Source organism: Vibrio sp. 2132-1 (assembly GCF_033344315.1).
Genome location: NZ_JAWPON010000001.1, coordinates 139,265 through 159,828, shown reverse-complemented (window position 1 = coordinate 159,828; position 20,564 = coordinate 139,265). Strand labels below are relative to the sequence as shown.

The 20,564-nt window shown below is 44.0% G+C and carries 11 protein-coding genes and 1 pseudogene; 2 read left to right on the top strand and 10 right to left on the bottom strand.

The features are described from left to right. Positions 1–203: 203 nt before the first annotated feature. The 6 genes from R8N47_RS00615 to R8N47_RS00590 all read right to left on the bottom strand — a co-directional run bounded on the left by R8N47_RS00615 (position 204) and on the right by R8N47_RS00590 (position 6,682). Positions 204–1,148, bottom strand: coding sequence for a hypothetical protein (locus R8N47_RS00615; RefSeq protein WP_033906406.1), 945 nt, complete (start codon positions 1,146–1,148; stop codon positions 204–206). Then, entirely contained in the window at positions 1,141–2,133 is a 993-nt protein-coding gene (locus tag R8N47_RS00610; RefSeq protein ID WP_064354673.1) for a DUF2169 domain-containing protein, read from the bottom strand. Before R8N47_RS00610 ends, R8N47_RS00615 begins: the two co-directional genes overlap by 8 nt. After that, complete coding sequence (locus R8N47_RS00605) at positions 2,114–3,433, bottom strand: hypothetical protein (RefSeq protein WP_064354672.1); 1,320 nt, start codon at positions 3,431–3,433, stop codon at positions 2,114–2,116. Before R8N47_RS00605 ends, R8N47_RS00610 begins: the two co-directional genes overlap by 20 nt. A gap of 94 nt (positions 3,434–3,527) precedes the next feature. Further along, entirely contained in the window at positions 3,528–4,010 is a 483-nt protein-coding gene (locus R8N47_RS00600; RefSeq protein WP_064354671.1) for a hypothetical protein, read from the bottom strand. A gap of 2 nt (positions 4,011–4,012) precedes the next feature. Further along, on the bottom strand, positions 4,013–6,091 hold the full coding sequence (gene tssI / locus R8N47_RS00595) for a type VI secretion system tip protein VgrG (protein WP_064354670.1): 2,079 nt from the start codon (positions 6,089–6,091) through the stop codon (positions 4,013–4,015). A 72-nt stretch (positions 6,092–6,163) separates the two neighbouring features. Beyond that, the gene (locus tag R8N47_RS00590) at positions 6,164–6,682 is read right to left on the bottom strand and encodes an Hcp family type VI secretion system effector (RefSeq protein WP_005373415.1); all 519 of its coding nucleotides are present in this window, start codon (positions 6,680–6,682) and stop codon (positions 6,164–6,166) included. Between the two features lie 456 nt (positions 6,683–7,138). On the opposite strand from R8N47_RS00590, the gene tssH reads away from it, so the two are divergent. Together tssH and R8N47_RS00580 are read left to right on the top strand one after the other, a co-directional pair. After that, complete coding sequence (gene tssH, locus R8N47_RS00585) at positions 7,139–9,817, top strand: type VI secretion system ATPase TssH (RefSeq protein ID WP_154204443.1); 2,679 nt, start codon at positions 7,139–7,141, stop codon at positions 9,815–9,817. Next, on the top strand, positions 9,804–11,432 hold the full coding sequence (locus R8N47_RS00580; RefSeq protein ID WP_064354669.1) for a sigma-54-dependent Fis family transcriptional regulator: 1,629 nt from the start codon (positions 9,804–9,806) through the stop codon (positions 11,430–11,432). The genes tssH and R8N47_RS00580 overlap by 14 nt, the downstream gene beginning before the upstream one ends. Before the next feature lie 133 nt (positions 11,433–11,565). Here the strand turns inward: R8N47_RS00580 and R8N47_RS00575 are convergent, their stop codons facing one another. From R8N47_RS00575 to R8N47_RS00560, 4 genes and pseudogenes are all read right to left on the bottom strand, one after another. Next, positions 11,566–16,257, bottom strand: coding sequence for an OmpA family protein (locus R8N47_RS00575; protein WP_064354668.1), 4,692 nt, complete (start codon positions 16,255–16,257; stop codon positions 11,566–11,568). Further along, complete coding sequence (locus R8N47_RS00570; RefSeq protein ID WP_064354667.1) at positions 16,250–17,485, bottom strand: TolB family protein; 1,236 nt, start codon at positions 17,483–17,485, stop codon at positions 16,250–16,252. The genes R8N47_RS00575 and R8N47_RS00570 overlap by 8 nt, the downstream gene beginning before the upstream one ends. 1 nt (position 17,486) lies before the next feature. Beyond that, positions 17,487–19,205 (bottom strand): hypothetical protein, encoded by a 1,719-nt coding sequence (locus R8N47_RS00565; protein WP_064354666.1) that lies wholly within the window; start codon positions 19,203–19,205, stop codon positions 17,487–17,489. Between the two features lie 768 nt (positions 19,206–19,973). After that, positions 19,974–20,564, bottom strand: a pseudogene (locus R8N47_RS00560) (hypothetical protein); the annotation flags it as partial.

Genomic DNA, 20,564 nt, shown 5'->3' with positions numbered 1-20,564 from the left:
TTGAATAATATTTTCTTGAACGTACTTGTATCAAGGTTGGTATTTAAAACAAACAGTAAGCCTATTATTTTAGTTATTATTACTAACTTATTAGACCTTTTTACTTACGCTTTCACTGCATGAGTTATACGCTTTTTCGTGTTACAAACTTCAACCTAATAATATGAGTATATTTTCATTGCCATTTGATCGATGAGTGCCCACTAACATTGCAGTAATTGGAGAACTCCTTTGTCACCATGAAAGTCGAACATTAACAATGTAGTTGGTTGCTTAAAGTGGTGCTCTCTGACCGCAAAGGCAATTAAAGCGAGAGAAGAACAACTACCCATTGTGCCCCACAACTCATTGATAAGCTGCGGTTGTTCTGGGTTCGTGAATCGTTCTGCTTTCGCCCCCAGAGCAAAGCCGTAATCTTCCGAATGCATGCGCAGGTTCGTCATATCGGAATACACTTCACCAAATGAATCGAGCTTTTTACTCGCACGTTGAACAAGTCGAAACATGCCTCTTCGGTCTGAAGTGTTTAATTCCGTATCAATGTAGCCAAGCTGCGCTTGAGGCTTAAGTTTCAATGTTTCTACGGTGTTTTTTCGACAAAGAATTAAACCCGCCCCACCCTCGCTCGGAATAACGCCCCATGGATTATTGGTACTCATTACCATCGCATCGTCGATGAGTGTTTGCATCGAACTCACCAAGGAATCGACACTGATACACATCATAGCATCATATTTATCCAATGATTTCATGGCCTGGAGAACGAAACTGGGCCCACTGGCATGAACAGCATTCACCACAGAGAGAAATTCAGCATAGTTACTTTCACCAAGCCATTCTTGCACCTTTACTAGTGAAACAGACGCAGGCACAGCTATAAGCAAAGGTATTGGTCTCAATGAACGTGGTAACTGTGCTAACAATGAATCAAGCAAGTGGGTGATTAACTCACACGTTTTCTCAAACTGCTCACTTTCTTTGGTGTATTCGATTTTGGCGTAAGTAAAACGCTCGATACCATCATCCCCTACACATTGGTCGAATCTTCCTAAATCAGCATACGAAACTGCACTAGCAATATCTAAATTCATACCGGTTGGCGTCATCACTTCCATCCCTAGCACGTAACGGCCTGTTGAATTATGCATGCTCGCTTACCTCTTCCAACTTAGTGATCGATGTCGACACCAACAAATGCTCCTTGCCCTGACAAGGAAACGCAGCCGTGTAACTGATTGATATAGTTTTCTTTTCCGCATCAACGAATAAGGTGTACATCGCCATATCAGCTTGATAACTTTGACCTTTAAACGTCGCGATCGCACGGTATTTTTCTTTAGGGATTCGAAATGAAAGCGTGTCATCATGACAAAAACCACTCATCATCAAACGCTCCCCCCCACGAAGAAAGCCTTTGCACTGTTGATCAATAGGCGCGCTTTGGAAGAACCGCTTATCAAAATCGAGTGGCAACATTGGCTTGCGATTCTCAATCCAATCGTCATCGAACGTGCCGGCCAGCTTCTGGCGCGACTCAAAGAACGGAGGCACTGGCCCGAACCCCGCAACGCGTAGTTTTCTCGCGGCGGCACTCCAGTCCTCTCGGGGATAAAAAACCGAGGGTACTTTCTGTTCAAGCAATTCTTTATTGGAGTCGGCAACCCCACCACCTATTCGGTTACGTAAATCACCGCCTACCGCGCAAGTGTAATCAATGTCTTTTTCAATAAATGGGACTGGATTGCTCAGCGTGATACTGCCAGCATGCTCAACCCATACGCGTTCCCCGTGAATAGCGAGAGTCTTATCGATATGACCATCAATCAACACGCGACACTCTTGGTATGTCACTGGCTTTTTCGCGTAACTGCGCGCTTTACCGTAAACAAGTACATCTGTATTGTCTTTGGTATACGCGAACTCGTGGTCAACTTTCATCGCAGAGAAGCCTTCTTCGCCCAAATATTGGGGATCATCGAAGATTTCACTTTCACCTAATTCGTGCCAAACCACACCATCGAATTGCCATGTGCGTTTGGCAACGACAACCCACACTTCATCGCCGTTTTCGTCACGTTGAAAACGACCTTTAAGTGATAGCTCAGGGTGCGCCTCAATATCCCATAACTGCATTGCTATTCCTTAAGTTGAATCGTTCGCTCGCAGAAGGTGCGGCCTTTAAATTGTTAAAGTTCCAGTCTTGTTGATGAATCGGCATTGCCATATCCCAAGGCACGTAGGCTCTGGATTGAATACAGATTTGGCGCCATAGCCAGTCGCGGAACAGCACATCAACGTTAGCATCTTGCATCGCAGCTAACGTAGACTCGAAGCTCAATGCGTAACCCAAGCGGCTTGGTAGATTTTGGATATATTTTTCATCTTCCACCCACTCATTGAGCAGATCGACGATCTCTTCCCATTCATATTCGACACCAACATCTTGCGGAGTCAGAGGAAGAAGCTTTCCGTAGACGACATACAAAGCTTGAAGCCAAATTTCACCCTCAGCTTCCTCCAGACTTTCCAAGTGCTCGATGATTTGGGGCACCAGTTTCCAATCGCCACTCAGCGCAAAATCAACAGGTGCTAATGAAGAAGAGATATCAAACGCCTCAAACTCTTTTAACTCAAGCAACTTGGCATAAGTGAGCACTTGCGCTGATGGTAATCCATTTGGTTCGATGCCAAAGCTCTGACGGAACCAAGTGCCTCTGTCACGTTTGGTAATCAAACGTTCAAATAGATATTGTTCGCTGCCTGCATTGTCATTGAGCCAATCAATCCCCTCTTTCACGTCTTGTAAAGCGAGTAGTGGCAAAGCAACATGAGAGCTAATGATGCTGGCTTTGTTCCAACGCTTGATGAGAGAAACACTTAATGTTTGACGTACACGTAAGCATTCAAAGTAAAACGCACTGGATGTCGCATTACCCTCAATAAGCTCCGAAAGCGTACTATCCATAGATTCAACCGGAGATTGTACGGCAATGACCATTGCGGTTTTAGCGTCAATATCTTCGAGTAAACTCAAGCCGCACAAAAGGTTATCCAACGCTGAGCCCAACTCGCCTTGTAGCATCAGCCAGCTGTAGATTTCTGGCTCTTTGCTTCTTAATTGATGAATCAACCCCGGTGCTAACCGATAAAACGACAAGTACACCTGCTTCAGTTCTTCAATTTGGCGTTCAATCAGCTTGAGATACGCCAACTCACGACTTGGATAACCCCTTTTGTGAATTTGAACTCGCTGCCTGATTAAAAAACCGATACTTTCAGAAGCAATGGACAGCTTTTCATTACAGAAATCCAGCCATGTTACTGGCAATTGGGAAAGGTCGTTCACAGCGCGCTCAGCTTTTGCTAACGCGCCTTCGACTTCTTGATTGGTTATGGGTGCCTTTAGGTGCTCGACACCGATTCTTTGTCGCATCTAGTTATCCGTTATTAGCGTGCCATAACGCGATTGCAATTAGTTAATACAAAGTAATTAGCTAACTCGACGTAAATTAGCTAATGCTAGGTAATTAGTTAATTGCGATCGTTCCGCCTTGAATTTTTTGTGCTTTTTCTGCTTGAGAGGTGACGTACTTCGCTTTAGTGGTAATTCGTCCATCGCGCCCGCTATAGCGAGTTTCTGTCTCACCACTTTTGACTACCAACTCTTGTTCTGTCTCGATAACCATCTTCTTCGCTCGCAATACAAACTCGTCAGAGTCATCCAGAATGGAGAAGAAAATGTCCGTCACAAGAGGCAAGCTTAAGTCGTCGTTCAAAAATTCAACTCGACAACTTAATCGATTATCGATAGCTATTTGCAGCTCAGAACGACGAAAGCCACGTCCTAGTCTCGCAGTGAGTGGCTGCTTAAATGGGTTACCATCAAAATCAACTCGCACACTGCCCGTAGACTCATTGATAGCCACTATTCTTCCAAAACGCGAAAAGCAAGCCGTTGATTCGGCTTGCTGCTCTGATATTACTTCTGTTGTAAGAGGTTGTTTTTCCATTGTTAGTTAACCACTACGTTGCCACCTTTCACGACGACTTTGTCACTGCCTTCGATCGTAATAGCCGAGCCTGATAACTTTATTGAACCATCACTGTTCATCACTAAAGAGGAACCACCCGTTTTCAATACAATCTTGTCGCCACTGATAATTTGCGTTGCACCATCGGCTTTATAAGCGGTGTTCCCTTTCACTGATACCGTTAAGTTGCCACCAATCGTCTGGTTATCATCCGCACCAATATCTGAACTCTTAGACGCACCGATAGTAAGGTTACTGTTTTCGCCAATATCTAAGTCATCATTTTTACCGATCTTAGTCGTACGGTTATCACCAATTTCTAAGTCAGAATTGTTTTTCACATACTGGGCTTCGTTCGCGTTGTATGTGACGGTAACGTCTTGCTCGACTGTCTCGGTAAACGTACTGTTTACTTGTGTCGTTTTATGTCCATGAATGGTTTCTTTATGGTCACCATGAACTTCATTCGTTTGGTGACGTGCAACCTTCAAGAATTCATCTTGACCGATATCACGGTAACGGTTGTTGAGCACCTTGGTCGACATGTCTTTTTGAGCATGAATATAGACTTCTTCTTGGTTCGCTTCGTCTTCAAAACTCAACTCGTTGTAACCTGTTCCTTTGTGCGTTTGCGTGCGGAACGTGGTACGAGTTTTGTTTTCTGGCAAAGAGTACGGTGGGAAATGCAAACCGTTGTAAACTGCGCCCGTAACTAACGGACGATCTGGATCCCCCTCAAGGAAAGTTACTACGACTTCGTGGCCAATACGCGGCAAATAAACTGCGCCCCATGTTGGCGCCGCCATGGATTGGCTTACACGAATCCAACAGCTTGAATGCTCGTTGTTATCACCGTAGCGATCCCAATGGAACTGTACTTTCACTCGACCAAGCTTGTCGGTGTAAATCTCTTCACCTTCTGGTCCTACAACAACCGCCGTTTGAGGGCCATCAACCACTGGTGCTGCTAGTTTAGGCGCTTTAAACACCACATCACGTGGAATACATGAGAACTGGTTGTAGTAAGTGGTTGGCATACCACTCGCTTCATCTTCATGCACTTGCGGATCTTGACCTGTGTGCATTACAGACAACATGAGGTAATCGCGGTTAATCTCAGAACGCGGGTGGTCACTGACGTTAAAGCTGTAACCAGATGCTAAGCGCATTACGTCACTCGTTGCTTCCACTTGTTGATTATCGACTATGTGTTCCGACATCCACTCCGTGGTTCTCACCTGCCCCATCAGCGGGTCGACGTATCGTCCAGGATAATCAAACTGCTTGAGATCTTGGTCTAGCTCGCCAGCCTGTGTCATCTCTTGTGGAATTTTAGGGTGTTCGTAGTTGTAATCTGTGTACGTAACCTGTCCCGTTCTAACGCGGTTAACTAACTCGAGATCAGAGATATGTTCGCGATCGGCAACACCGCCACCATCGGCATGATAAACAATCGGCCCAATGTAAGAAGCATTTAGTGGCGAGCTTATCAAAGGTGCAATCGAGTCATTACTGTCGACAATGACCATCGTATGATTTGAATCGCTATGGTCAAAGTAATACCACATACCGTGTTCAGCCATCATACGCTGCACGAAGTGCAAGTCAGACTCACGGTATTGCAGAACGTATTCTTTTGGAGGATAAGTACCCGACACTTCAAATCGGTAATCGGTGACTGCCCCATCATCGAGTACTTCTGTGATGATGTCTTGCGCTGACTTTTGCTGGAAAATACGACAATCTTGGCGCTGAGATAAGAACCAAGCTTGAGGAACCAAGACTAATTGATAACGAGAAAAACGACGTCCAGTCCCTAAGTAACGAACTTCATTCACCACGCCGTTGAACACACGCGCAGCCCCAACACCTTGTCCGTAAAGTGTCAATGTTCCTGCTTTACGTATTAACTCATCGAACGAGATATCTGGATCAAGTGAAAGTAATGAGAGATTGATGTGGAAAGGCTTAGATAACTCTTCATGAACATGAAAGCTCTCGACCCGAAATTCATGCCCACATCCAGGCACTTCAAATTTAAATTCTACGTCATTCACCATATCTTTTACCTGATACAAATAATCGAATTAGGGCCAACAATCGTTGGCCCTGAATCTTTACGCGACGAGCAATTAAGCTTCGCGTGGAGCACGCCAGTCGTCGTTACCCGCAGTACCACAGTTTTCGTGAGTTACTTCGATCGCACGGTAAGTGAACTTAAGCACTTCTTCTGTCACGCGGTCAGCTGTTGCTGCGTCTTGACAGTGGTTCATACGAGTTTGGATATCGACAAGTAGCGCATCAATCAATTTGATTGAGTAGTAGTGCTCTTGTTTACCTTGAACTGAAGTGCGGTAGAAGCGGATCACACACTCAGGAAGTTTTTCGCCAGATACTAGTGCGTTGAATAGTAGTGGAGATGAGCGATCTTGAACTTTAGTTACAACAAGTGGACGGTGTACACGTTGACCAGTTGGCTGACCACTTTGTGGATCACGTGGAACTGTTAGCACGTGATCAAGTTCTTGTACTAGGAACTCATCAACGTGAGCTTCTTGCCATGTGTTACCTACTGAATCTGCAGAGTAAGTATCTTTAGTAATATGGCCTTGAGTCTCACCTTGGATAGACATATATGCTGGAGTTGGCATCGCTATTTCCTTTTCTAAAATCTGTTTTGTTTAAATCACCAAATCGCTTATCACCGCGACTAGTTGGTATAATCAAAGTCCGTGCCAACTTTAAAAATCAAACAAAAACAACAACTTAAGCAATATCAGGCATTATTCACTAATATATTGAGTACAATTTATTGGATAAAAAACCAAAAAGTTGGATTAAGATAATAATAAATTGTTCTAACTTTAAAAAGTGAAAATAACCATATAAAACTGTGTAAATAAAGTCATTAAAACTAATAAATCCGACACTTTTACTATCAATTAATTTAGAATGACAACGCCATTAAAATAACCGCAAACATTAATGTCACAATAATCATTAAAAATAACCAACAAACGATAGTCAAAATATCTTGATAAAAAAAGAACGCAATCACTTTTAGTATAATAGCCGCTACCTCTTTTCCTCTAAAGAATAAAATGGCTATGATAAATATAAACCTTTCTTCATTAATTCAGCGTCTACACCCGATTGCAAAAGTAGCATTAGAAGACGCCGCTGCACTTGCAGTCTCTGAAAAAGCAAACGAAGTTCAAATTGAGCATTATTTACTGAGTCTATTAGAAAGGCCAAATAGTGATTTTGACGTCTTATTAAGTCATTTTGATTGTTCTGAGAACTTATTAAGACAATCGGTTCGATCCACACTCGACACCAACGCCAAAGGAAATGGCAGCAAACCTGTTTTTTCTGCTTTATTAATCGAATGGTTACAAGAAAGCTGGCTGGTTTCTTCTTTAGATCTATCCGAAACACAAATCCGCTCTGGTGCCCTACTCCTTACTCTTGTTAGTAACCCTCTCCGTTACGGCCAACATGGTTACGCCTCTATCCTTGAAGCGGTAAACCCTGACAGCCTTAAGCGTAACTTTGCAGAGCTAACAAGCCACTCTATTGAGGCGCAAGTTGCTACTTCAGAGAAAACACAAGCTCGTGAGGATGGCTCAGCACTGAGCAAGTTCACGACAGACTTCACTGGTAAAGCACGCAAAGGCGAAATCGATCCTGTTTTCTGCCGTGACCAAGAAATCCGCCAAATCGTGGACATCCTTGCTCGTCGCCGTAAAAACAACCCTATTGCTGTTGGTGAACCGGGCGTTGGTAAAACCGCAGTAGTAGAAGGTTTGGCACTTAAGATTGTACAAGGTGACGTACCAGACAACCTCAAAGGTGTTGAGCTTTACGGCCTGGACATGGGTCTTCTGCAAGCTGGTGCAAGCGTAAAAGGCGAATTCGAAAAACGCCTAAACGCAGTATTGGATGAAGTGAAAAACTCGCCAACCCCTATCATTCTTTTCATCGATGAAGCGCACACCCTTGTTGGCGGCGGTAACCAAGCGGGCGGCAGCGACGCGGCAAACTTGCTAAAACCAGCCCTAGCACGTGGTGAAGTGAAAACCATCGCCGCAACAACATGGTCGGAATACAAGAAGTACTTCGAGAAAGATCCTGCCCTTGCACGTCGTTTCCAATTGGTGAAACTCGACGAACCATCTCCTGAACAAGCAGCATTGATCATTCGTGGTCTGCGCCCTGCTTATGAAAAATCACATAACGTTTACGTGCGTGACGATGCTATCACTGCTGCGGCAGCACTTTCTGCTCGTTACATCTCTGGTCGTCAACTGCCAGATAAAGCCATTGATGTTCTAGATACAGCATGCGCGCGAGTGAACATCAGCCTTAATGCCACTCCTGCTTCTGTTGAAACTCTGCAGCAAGAACTTGCAGCTCAACAGCGCGAGCTAGAAGCTCTTGAGCGTGATGCTCTGCAGCAAACTGGCGACAAGCACAGCCTTGCTAACATTCCAGACCTAAAACTGGCAATGGAAACAACGAAAGAAGAGCTAGCAGAACAAGAAGCGCAATGGCACAAAGAAAAAGAGCAGATCCAAGAGATGATTGCTCTACGCTCTCGCTTACATGAACTGGTCTTTGGCGAAACAAATGAAGAAGAGCTTGCTGCAGACGAAGATTCAGAACAAGAGCAAGACGTTTCTCCATATGCAGAAATGGATGAAGAAGCCGTTCGCATTGCCATTTCGGCCTGCCAAGAACAGCTAGATGTAATCCGCAATGGCAACCCACTGGTTCACTTTGAAGTGGGCCCAGATGAAGTCAGCCATGTGATCTCGGACTGGACTGGTATTCCAATGGGTAAGATGCTTCAAGACGAAGCAGAAACCACGCTAAAACTGAAAGAAAGCCTAACACAAAGCATCAAAGGCCAAGAATACGCTATCGATGCACTGTCTGAAGGCATTCAAACTGCGAAAGCTGGTCTAGGTAACCCAGACGCACCAACAGGCGTATTCCTGCTGGTTGGCCCAAGTGGCGTGGGTAAAACCGAGACAGCTCGTGCGATCGCTGATCAAATGTTTGGTGGTGAGCGCTTTATGACGACCATTAACATGTCTGAGTTCCAAGAGAAGCACACGGTATCTCGCCTAATCGGTTCACCTCCGGGTTACGTAGGTTACGGCGAAGGCGGCATGCTGACAGAAGCGGTTCGTCAACGTCCATATTCTGTTGTTCTTCTTGATGAAGTGGAAAAAGCCGACCCTGAAGTGTTGAACCTGTTCTACCAAGTGTTCGACAAAGGCACGCTGAACGACGGCGAAGGCCGCACAATCGACTTCAAGAACACGCTGATCATCATGACCAGTAACCTTGCTACGCACGAGATCGAATCTTTAGTTCATCAATCAAAAGACATCGATGCAAACATCATCGCAGAAGCTATCCGCCCTACTTTGAACCAACACTTCAAACCGGCGCTATTGGCACGTATGTCGGTACTACCATTTGTTCCTCTGTCTGATGAAGCAATGACAGAAATTATTCACCACAAGTTGAACAAAGTTTCTCAGCGTCTACAGAGCCATCACAAATTGTCTCTGAGCTACGAAGAAAGTTTGGTTGAGTTCGTACTAGGTAACTGCCGCCTTGCTGAAACAGGCGCGCGTAATATCGACGCGGTCATCAACCGTCAGTTGCTGCCGCAACTATCGACTCAGCTATTAGTGCATGACAAGGATGATTCACATACGCAAATCGAAGTGTCTGTCGATGAGCAAGGAACACTAACCTATGCGTTCAGCTAACCATAGCGAACTTAGTAACGCCCTACTTGCGATCAGTCAGTCTTTGGCTGATCGCAGCCAGCTTACCCAAACCTTGGATGCTGTGTTGACTGCTGCGAGACAAATGACCCTCGCAAAGCACGGCATCATTTACGTTTTGGACCAGACTGGACAGGCGTTGATTCCAAGTACCGCTCACCATAACGATAAAACTATCGTTTCCCACCCTTGGGAAGCATTACAGTTAGACTCAGCCAGTGAGAACGACCCATTTAACTTTGCCATTCGTAATGGTGAAGTGGTGTTGATTAACGAGTTGTATAAGTACAACGGCTATGACTGCGAAAGCATCTATCAAACTGAGCAGACACTGGGATTAAAAAGCGAGAACTTATTGGCTTGGCCTTTGATTGATAGCGAAAGCAAAACCATTGGACTGTTAGTCTTACTCGATTTGAACGTCATCGATAACGAGGCAGCCTTGACTGAGTTTTGTCGTATGGCCGCGAGTAATATTCGCCAAGCTGTGTGGTTAGAGCAATACGGGCAAGTGATTAAAAATCTCAATGCAGACAATCAAGCCCTAGTGCGCGAGAATACTCAGCTCAAAAAACGTACCCAGAAAGCCTATCAAGGTCCTATTGCAGAGAGCGAAGAAATGCTCAATGTCTTGAATCGTCTTGATAAGGTGCTATCTCTTCCTGTCGACGTTCTGTTGCGTGGTGAAACGGGCGCTGGTAAAGAGGTGATCGCGAAATACATTCACGAAAACTCTAATCGTTCAGAACAGCCTTTGATCGTTCAGAACTGTGCGGCTATTCCAGAGCAGTTATTGGAATCTGAGCTTTTTGGGCATAAGAAAGGTTCATTTACGGGCGCAGATAAAGACAAAGTCGGTTTGTTTGAAGCAGCCAACGGCGGCACGCTTTTCCTGGATGAAATTGGCGATATGCCAATGCTACTGCAGGCAAAGTTACTGCGTGTACTGCAAGAACGCAAAGTTCGCCCTATCGGTACCAGCAAAGAGATTGAGGTGGACGTTCGCGTTATCGCCGCAACCCACTGTAATCTTATGCAGCAAATCAAAGATGGCGGATTCCGTGCCGATTTGTTCTATCGTTTGAATGTGTTCCCTATTACATTACCACCATTGAGAGCTCGCAAGTCAGACATTATTCCCCTTGCCGAACATTTCGTGCAACACACCACCAACACGCTAGGTTTACCGCAAGCACCAGGGTTAAGTGCCAACGTCCGTAAACAGCTTCTTGCGTACCCATACCCAGGTAACGTGCGTGAGCTTAAAAACATCATCGAACGCTCAGTGCTACTGTCCGATTTTGAAACCATCACTCACATTGAGTTTGGTGAACAAATCCCAGAAGATACGCCAAGTGTTGAAGTAACAGCGGCGTCACCTGCCCCAGAACAACCTGCCTACGAGCCAGCACAAGCGGATTTAGAAGACGCTTCAATGGGCCTTAAGGACGTTGTCAGCCAATACGAGCGCACAGTGATCATCGATTGCTTAAATGCCTGCAATTGGCACACCAAGAAAGCAGCTGAGCAATTGGCACTTCCAATGAGCACACTCAACCATAAAATGAAGAAATACGATATTTCTGCAGCTGGTTAAGCGAGAAGCGAGAAGCGAGAAGCGAGAAGCGAGAAGCGAGAAGCGAGAAGCGAGAAGCGAGAAGCGAGAAGCGAGAAAATCTTACTTCAGTTTCCATTGATAAGAAAAGAAAAACCGCCCGAAGGCGGTTTTTTTATTTATTGAGAATCGACGCTTCAATGATGGTTGCCAAGTATGGGTCTCTAATCCAAGTTACTAAACGTTCTGTACGCTCTTCTGGTTTCAGTTTTGCCCAGTTGACGTACATATCTTTATCAACTTTATAGCTTGGGTCTTCACAATCAGAAAAATAAGATAACTCATCTACATTTTTATACTGCCTGCCCAACGACATCTCAAAGCTTCCAAGTTTAAACGGTGTTTTTTCCGCTGTATTACGTTGTACTAGAGAGGACACCTTTAGAACTGCTTCTTGGAATCGACCAGATGTCGAAACAACGGGTCCAAATGGTCGAAGCCCCTTGATTTCTTGCCCGTTCAGCGCTTTAAATGCGAACTCAAAACGAGACGCGTAGACCACCTTACCATCGAAATCTTCATCCATGTCTATGTTGGATAGAGCCTCAGAGACAAAATCTGCATCTATATTTTTGTTAACCACATCGCTGTCATCTAGCGTCCATTTAGAACCGTTCTTCTTTAGTATCCCAATATAAGTAAGGTTACTTAGATACTCAGGACCAGCGGTAGTTTCAGATCCGAATACGGCTTCATTATCAAAAGTAGTAGATAGCTTTAGTGAAACTGGAACACTCTGCCATTCGAGGTTTTGTCCCTCATACGACTCTTTTCTGTGCTTGCCACCAATAAGCATAACTTCCATAGCGAATGACTTATTCGAAGTCCAATCAAAGCCTTTGAGCTCATCTGCAGTAGTGAACATACTGTCCTCGTTCATAAACTGTCGTTTATTTCCGTAGTTGACCGCAATCGCACTGTGCTTAATGTCTTCGATAATAGGCTTTGTCGGGCCTTTATGAACTTTACTATGTAAGACAAAATCTAGCGTTAACAAGTCTTTCTCTGACACACTATTTCCGTTCGCAATAAAGCCCGATTTAGCAGAGAGTGTATAGTTATGGTTTGTATCGACTCCTACAGGAATCTGTCTAGGTGACGTAATAAATCGTCCGACTGTCTTGTCCACTCGTACTGGTAGCTTATAGTTGCTTCCAGATAGAGTGAACTCATAGGTCATATTTTTGAAGCCACCGCTGTTTACATATTCTTTGAGTACATCTTGTTGGGAGTCAATTTTTATCACCTGCCCAAAAATCGGACCGAGAGCAACTTTAGATAAGTATCCGCTATAATCGACTAAATCGTGCTTAGCGATCAAAGGCTTCACTCCAGAGAAGACATCATCGCCAAAGTAAAAATACGGTTCAAACTCACAACCAATAAGGACTTTGCCGTCTGCTTTTTCCGCCTCAAAAAATTCGGCCAACTCACCTTTGGGATCTACACTAAATTCCTCGTGTTTCATCGGCTTGAACATCAAATTAAACTTAGGTCCACTGGTATTAAGTAAACCGTCAGTGCGCTGATAAGACATCTCACACTGAAACACATTTGACGTCATCTGTTTCAGACTTTGTTTGCCTAACACCATTTGCCACTTCAAACGGTGGAAAGGCGATAATCGCACCTTTTTATTTGCTTTTAATCGTACCTTCTCCCACTCATCAAAGGTGACCCATTTAGAGTTGTCATGAGGCTCAGAGACTAATAACCTAACGAACCCTAGGTCCTCTTCTGATAATTTTTTAGACTCAACATTAAACTGTGTCGCAAACTCCACTAAGCCTCGTTGTTGATCGCGATTATAGAGCTTGTCTTGCACTGGAAACGCAACATTAAACGCCCCAGAAACATCTTTCCTTTTTGGAGCAATATAGTTTGCTTTATTACGAGTGATGACTTGTTCAGCGATTTCTTCACCGTAACTTTCAATTAGTTGCTTGTGTCCCTCACGACGCATGAGTTCTTGGAGCCACAAGTTACACAAATTTTCTTTTAACTCTGTGTTTAATACCCAGCCATCGGTTTCTATAAATCGCTGAATGTATTCATCGATGGCTAGTGTTCGCCACTGTTCTGTGAACTCTTGTTCGCCCTCAGAACAAGCTCTTTGAATCAAAAGCACCAAACCATTAATAGCAAGTGCACGGCGTTGATAGCGCTTAATCAACTCCTTTGCACCCGTAGCTTTTCCTAAGTGCTCAACTAACGCATCTGAAGACGAAAAATACAACTCAGTCAATTGGGTATCAATCTCAGCCAGTGAATCAATAATTTCTGTGGTTTCATGGCTAAGCTGTTCAATTGCAGATATGCTTTTTCTAACTTCGTTGTAGGAAGACAAGTAATAATCGAAGAGCACAGAGTCTAGCAACTGGGCGCCACTCATCAGCATTTTCCCGCCTTCTTTGACAACGAAAAAGCCTCTTGCTGCCTGTCCTATTATCGGAACATAGCAAGCCATACCAACGATCATCTCGAAGATAGCTAGCTTGAGCTCTTTTGCAATTGCTTCTTCTCCCAAGTTCGCATCTAACTGAGCTAAACGCGCTTGCTCCATAGCCTTAAAGCCGAGTCGACTCGGTGGAATTCTCGCCGCAAACTCTTGTAGATAGATGCGAACTTCAACACGTCGGTTAATATTAAGTTGCGCGTTTTCGCGTTTGATTTCGTTGTTTGGTACCTCGACTATCGGTCGACGTTCGCCAAAAAAACGAATACCACTGACTGAAGAAAAGAACTCAGCAACATGCTGCGCTCGCTGTTGCGAAAGGTTTTGGTTATATTCTGAATCACCGTTTTGACAGGCATGCCCTTCGATTTCAACAACGGCATTTGGAATCTTAGATAATTCTTTATCGACCGCAGCCAAATACGACAAGTGCGGGGCTTGAACCTGGTTGTTATCAAAAGGAAAAACCAAGCGTAAACCGGCACCTTTATGGTCTTTAACAAACATTGCACTGTCTTCAGCAACGTCATTCGGAATACTGTCAGTAAACGTTACATTGTCGCCTAACTTATCTATGATTTGCTTAAGCAGTAATTCCCCGCTCTTCAGACTTTCTTTCCAGACAGGTACCCAGTTCAGATAATCGCGTGATACCTGCTCAAAATAACTTTTCCTGAGTTTAGCTTTCTCTTCTGCTAAGCGTAATTGCTCGCTTTTGTCAGTGATCGCTTTTATCTCATAGAAGGTGTTAATTGCATTGAGCCCGGCCCCAGCAAAGGGCGACAAAAAGCTTTTGACACTGCCGTTACCTGTCAACCACGTTCTAGCAGCACTCCCCGCCACAACGTGGGCATTGCCATTTCTCGCAGGTTCAATCACCTTGGTAAAGAACTTACTTTTATCAAATCCTTTCTCTTTGAGGAGCGCTTTTAAGCCCACTTGAGCTGCACGCTCGGATTCAGATGCCGCTTGGCGTAAATCTTGAAGAGTTTGGTAAGCTGCTGCGGTAGCCGATACCCCAAATGAAAACTCCAATGCCGAAATCATGGCTGGAGGTAATGCGCCCTTATCTACTTGCCCCCAAAACGTGTTTGCTAAACTCCCAATCACATCATGTTTACTTGATGGGTTTTGATGAATATTAATGCCAGCATTAACCAAACTTGGTGTCACTTTTGTGCCAATCTCCCACAGTGCAGCACTCATACTGGCAGTCGTTCCGCTATTCTCTAGGTTTTCAAGCTCCCCCATTCGGAAGGCTTGTAGAGCTTTAAACTGCGTAGGAAATTGGTATATCAAAGACTCTTCAAGTGAGATCATGTCGCCCGCAACAACCGCGATCTTACCAAACGGTGTCGTTTGGCTAAGCGTGATGTATTCTCGTAGCTCGTAGCTGACTCTAGTAGCATCACCAAATTCATCATACTCTTTGGTTACATTAGTGGCATTCTGTGCAAACTCAGGTATCTCATCGATGAGGTCAACATCAAAAACCACTTCAATGGTGTACATGCCATCAGTAAAAACCTCCGACGCCAACGGAAACAAAGCTATTGGACGATGCGAATCACTGTTTCGGTCAAGTTGTGCTTGCGTTATGATTTCTTCGTCTTGCAGGTTGAGGTGCTGTCCGCTCTCCTCATCAAAACGAGTAACTTTAACAATTGCATCAGCATACTCTTGTGTTGAAAATGCTACTGCGAGAAATGAGAACGTGGGTACAATAAAGCCACGAATGGGCTTATCTTCAGGAACAGAGTCATACCACTTGTTATACGCAACTTGCTCATCAGTTAGTGCTTGAGTGCCCGCTTCATATTTAGGCGCAAGTTGTGAGCGCTTTACTTCTGTGACAGCGTATTCCACTTTTTTTTCTAGCGAGTTCAGTGTTTTCTTGCTCCCATTTCCCTTTAGATTTCCTAAGATAGAGGCAAGTTCTGAGCACGCCTTTTTGATTGGCCGAGCATTACTCTGGGCACCAATCGCCAACTCTGTGAGCATTGACCATTCAGGAAAAGACAGCTTGTACGTCTTCTGTGCTAACTCATGTACTGGCGAACGCAGTACCAAAACCTGATTGATATTGGTTTTTTGGTTTTTCTGAGTAGAATCACCCAGTACATGTAAACGACCTAAATCGTCTGTCGCCCAAAGGGCTGCGCTTTCCTCACCTAAATTTATTGCAATGGGAAGCCGTGACATAGGGCGGATATTTTTCAACTCTTCTAATGAGGTCAGGTCTTTTTCGATATTGAGTGCTTTATATCGAGGGTTCTGTGCATCCCCAACATTAGGAAAATCGACACCAAACAAATAGACATCTGTTGGTAAATACTTAAGGTCATTACTCATCGTTTTCTACCTCCAGAAAACGCCCGCCGTCAGCATCGGCATTATAAAGCACTGGGGTTTTAGCAACTCTGCCAGAATGAATCACCTTCCATGACTGAGCGCCATTTCCATTCATTTCATAACGGTAATCTGACCCATAACGTCTAATGGTTATTTTTGCTGCTCCTCTCTGTGTTTCATTACCGTTGTTACTGATATTTACAACTTTCGCATAAACGTTCTTTTCATCGCCTTCCTTAGAAAACGCAAGCCAAGTTTGCTCCTCAACATTGATCAGCACCTTACGATACGAGTTTATGCCCCATACATATTTACCATTGGGGCTGATAGCAATTTGGCGGTAGATGCGCTTCTCAATATCGATGGAGTCTTCAAACTCTTTTTCAGGTAAAATCGTGTATAAGCGTTTGAGTGTCTTGGCGTCATAAACTCCCACCCCCAAGCCCGCGGCATTGATTAACTTGCCATCTACAATGACCGTATCTTCAGACAACGGTACATCTACCTCTTCTTTGGTTCCCGTCGCGAGTGTGTATTTAAAGCGCTTAAAACCGTCTGAGAAATAGATGTAGCTAGAATCGTCCGCCCAGACCAAATATGGCTTAGTACTCGCGCTACCCAGCTGAATGGTCTGTTGCGTTTCTAAGTCAAAGATTGCCTTTATCAAAGGCCCACCAAAGCTATAGGCATAAGCCACATAACGATTATTGGGTGAACGACTCGTCACATAGTTCTGTGGTGAAGCTGTACTTGGTATATCATCTGTGACTAAGCGTAAATCTGTCCCATCAATTTTCACGCTCCAAATTTTGTAGCCGTTTTCGTAATCATTTACGAGTGGGTCGTTAAACTTAACATTATTCCACCAAAACTGAATTCGAGGTTTGTCATAAGAGCTCGCATCAGATAAATCTTCACGAGGCCACTCTTTTGCTCGGCGTACGGCATAACCTGGTTTGACAGGAAGCGTACCTGGGTATTCAGGCTTAGACAGATCTTCAGAGTAAACAATAAAGTTATGCTCACTTTGCCATTGGCAGCGTGGTCCTGTCACATCTTTGCGTTCGAATGACGTTGTTTCACCAACGTTGTAACAAGCCTTTTGAGCGGGTTCTTTTTCTGCGGTTTGTGTTGTTGCAGTATTCGAAGTTTGATTACTTTCTTCACCACAGCCTGTTAATAACATAACTGTCGAAAGAAGCGTGATACTTAACGTTGTTCGTTTCATTTTATAATAGTTCCGTGAGTTCAATGTCTTGATAAATTACTGACATTAAGACCGTTTTATCTGAGTTATGAGATCGGCAATGACGGGTTAGATTGACCCTTTTAACTTCTGGTAACCAACCACTAAACACGACTTCTTTGCAGTACTGATCCACAAACTCAGCCTCGCGCAAAAAAATCTTTTGGCTCCATGTTTCATCAACACACGTCAGTTGGAAATAATCATCTGGTTGATCGCATTGGGGATTACTTTTATAAGTAATTACGACGCCTTCGCTTGGGGAGTTAACAACAACGGCAGCAACACCCTGCTCTTTTTGACTGACGGCATTGTAATCTGATTTGCTTGGCGCTTGAGTATCCAAATTCGGCAACGAAATCACAGGTTCGGAGCTCGCATCAAAGTTGTGAGCAGAAGAATAATCACAGAGGTCTACTTCAACCGCTTTTTCATTATTCCCACTCTTTAATTCATTGAGTTGCTGAGTATTGAGTTGAGTCCGAGAATAGTAGAGAGCAACATCACTTTGTACGCTACCGTTTATTTTGTATGGAAGCCAAATATGAGGCAAAGGAACACCAAGCGGCTCTCTCTTTGTTTTACTTCCAGCCTTAAATGGACTCAATTCGGTTTGAAGTAATTCTGTGTATGTTTCGCCTTCGTTAGGCCAACCAGCGACCACTACCTCAACTTCTTCTGCAGTAAGACCAAAAACACGGGCGCAAGCATATTCGTCCAACACACCCTCATAGACTTTTTTACCGTCTTGGTACAACTGAAACGCTTCCCCTGACAGAAATGCTTCGGAGTCTTCATCATATAAACTAATATCGACCGATCTCTGAGGCGAGGACTTAGTGCTTTGGTAGAGTGATAGATCGACATCAGAAAAGCGTCCGTCGTTTTGAACTTGGATTTCTCGCCAAACTTCTGATTGCCAAACGACATAAATGTAACCGCGATCGATAGATACATACCCTGAATCACTCTTATGAACAGGAACCAAAGGCACCAAAACGTTATCCCACTCATCCATCTGAGTTTCTTTATCAACGGGTTGCAGGTCTTGGGCGAGTTTAAGCAAAATTGGCTGAGGCTGGTCAGTGCAAGGGATTTTGATATAGAGCGTTTTGCCCTCAGCTTCGAGATCTTTAAATATCGCGAGGCTGCGGTGTTTGTTTTCTGTATCAGCCTTGCCTACAGTCACTTTTTCTTTTTGTGCTTCGGTTTTTCCCAACATCAAACATGCCGCGTTGCTAGACCACTGCCCTGCAAACTCGACAACGATTTTTTGATCTGGGCTTGGCTCAGAGGGGACATGCGTGTAACTACGAACTAAAGCAACATCTTCGGTAACCTGATTGTATCCTGCTTTAAAAGCTTTGCTTTCATTCGAAGCAGATACAGAGTCAACGAGTGATTTAAGTCTAGGGAAGCTTTGCAGCTGAGAGTCCGTCAATGGCGAACGACGAGCAACGGTAGATAATGACACCCAATTGCCTTTCCCCAATTCGATTCTTATCGCAGCTAGCAATGCGCTGGTCGTTTTTTTGGCAGAGATGGAAATCTTTTGCGCCAATTCTTTAGGGAGGTTTCTAAGGATGTCATCTGAATTTCGCAAACGCGAAAGCTGTCCTATACACTCGTCCGGTGTAAGAACATAAGATAGCTCGTTGGAGGATAGCTTCGAGCTAGGTATAAATTTGCAAACTAAATGCATTTGAATTCTCCACAACCAACATCGTAAATATGGCTGCGGTGACAATTAAGCTGATAAGGCTTACAAGTACGATTTGGTCTGCGTATCCTACTTACTTAGCCATTTATTTTCAACGAGATAGAAAAATCGCCCGAAATCAAAAACACCAAAAAAAATGGTGATTTTTACTATTAAAACATGCGATTTGACCACAATAAAAGCCAGTAACATCACCCACTCTGTCAAAATGGTAAAATCTTACTATCTAAAAAAATTTAATTTATGGACTGAAGTTAACAAAAATCGTAGTAACGTGCGCTTCAGGTAAGCACGAGGAAATTCAGAAGTTTATGAGGTGCCCTCCTCAGCAACAAACAACAAATTGACTGTTACTGAGGAAGTTTAAATAAAAAGGTGAGCGCATTACGCACTCACAAAAGTAACTGCTCTGAAGCTTGCTAGGATTAAATTTGCTTCATCGCGAGTTAAAGAGGTGAGGTATTACCCATCGACCTCATGCAGAACACTATACTCAGAGTATAGAAACGAGCGTAAATATATAATATTTAAAAAGATTTTCAACGCGACACATTCACCACAGCACCTGCCGAGCGACCATCACAATCACGTCATACACACCTAAAAGCAACATTGGCCTAGTTATTATAGTTATTCAGCCTTGTATTAAGACGATTCATTAATTCGAGTAACTTATCAATAAAGGCAATTATTTTGATAAATATCACAAAAAGTCCCAAAGAAATAAAGCGAGCTAAACGCTCGCTTTATTTATGCCGCATTTTTTAAAGTTTTGTTCTCACTAAAATATCGGTTGTAAACAGCACCTAAGGAGGCTGTACTTGCGAAACGATCATAGTTAAATGTTGCTTGAGCCTCTTCGGCAGAGGCGGAAAGCTTGTTGGTACCATTTACATAAATCGTCACTACCCCCTCCTTCAGTCCTGAAAGGTCTAAATCAGTTGTCCATGAGTCTGAAAGCACGGTAGCCATGCCTGTGGCTTCTGTACCATCAGCGTCGACTGCTTTAATATCTATGAACTCACCATCTTCAAACCGTTCACTGCTACCACTTACTGTCACGCTTTCCACTCCAGTAACATCGTTGATAACGTCTAGGTGTATTGTCGGTGTAATTGGCATGGAGTAAGCCGTGTTCTGGCTACCGGTATTCCCTGATAAGTCTTGGTAGTCACGAACTAGTAACGCCACATTGAGCTCTGACGAGTCTGGTACCACTACATCACCAGTCCAAACACTTGGGTCCGCGGTTGCCACTAACGAGGTGATCGTCGTACCACCTAACTCTGCTGCGGCGGATTGCAGATCTTTATCGAATTCCAGCGTCACCGTCACGCTTTG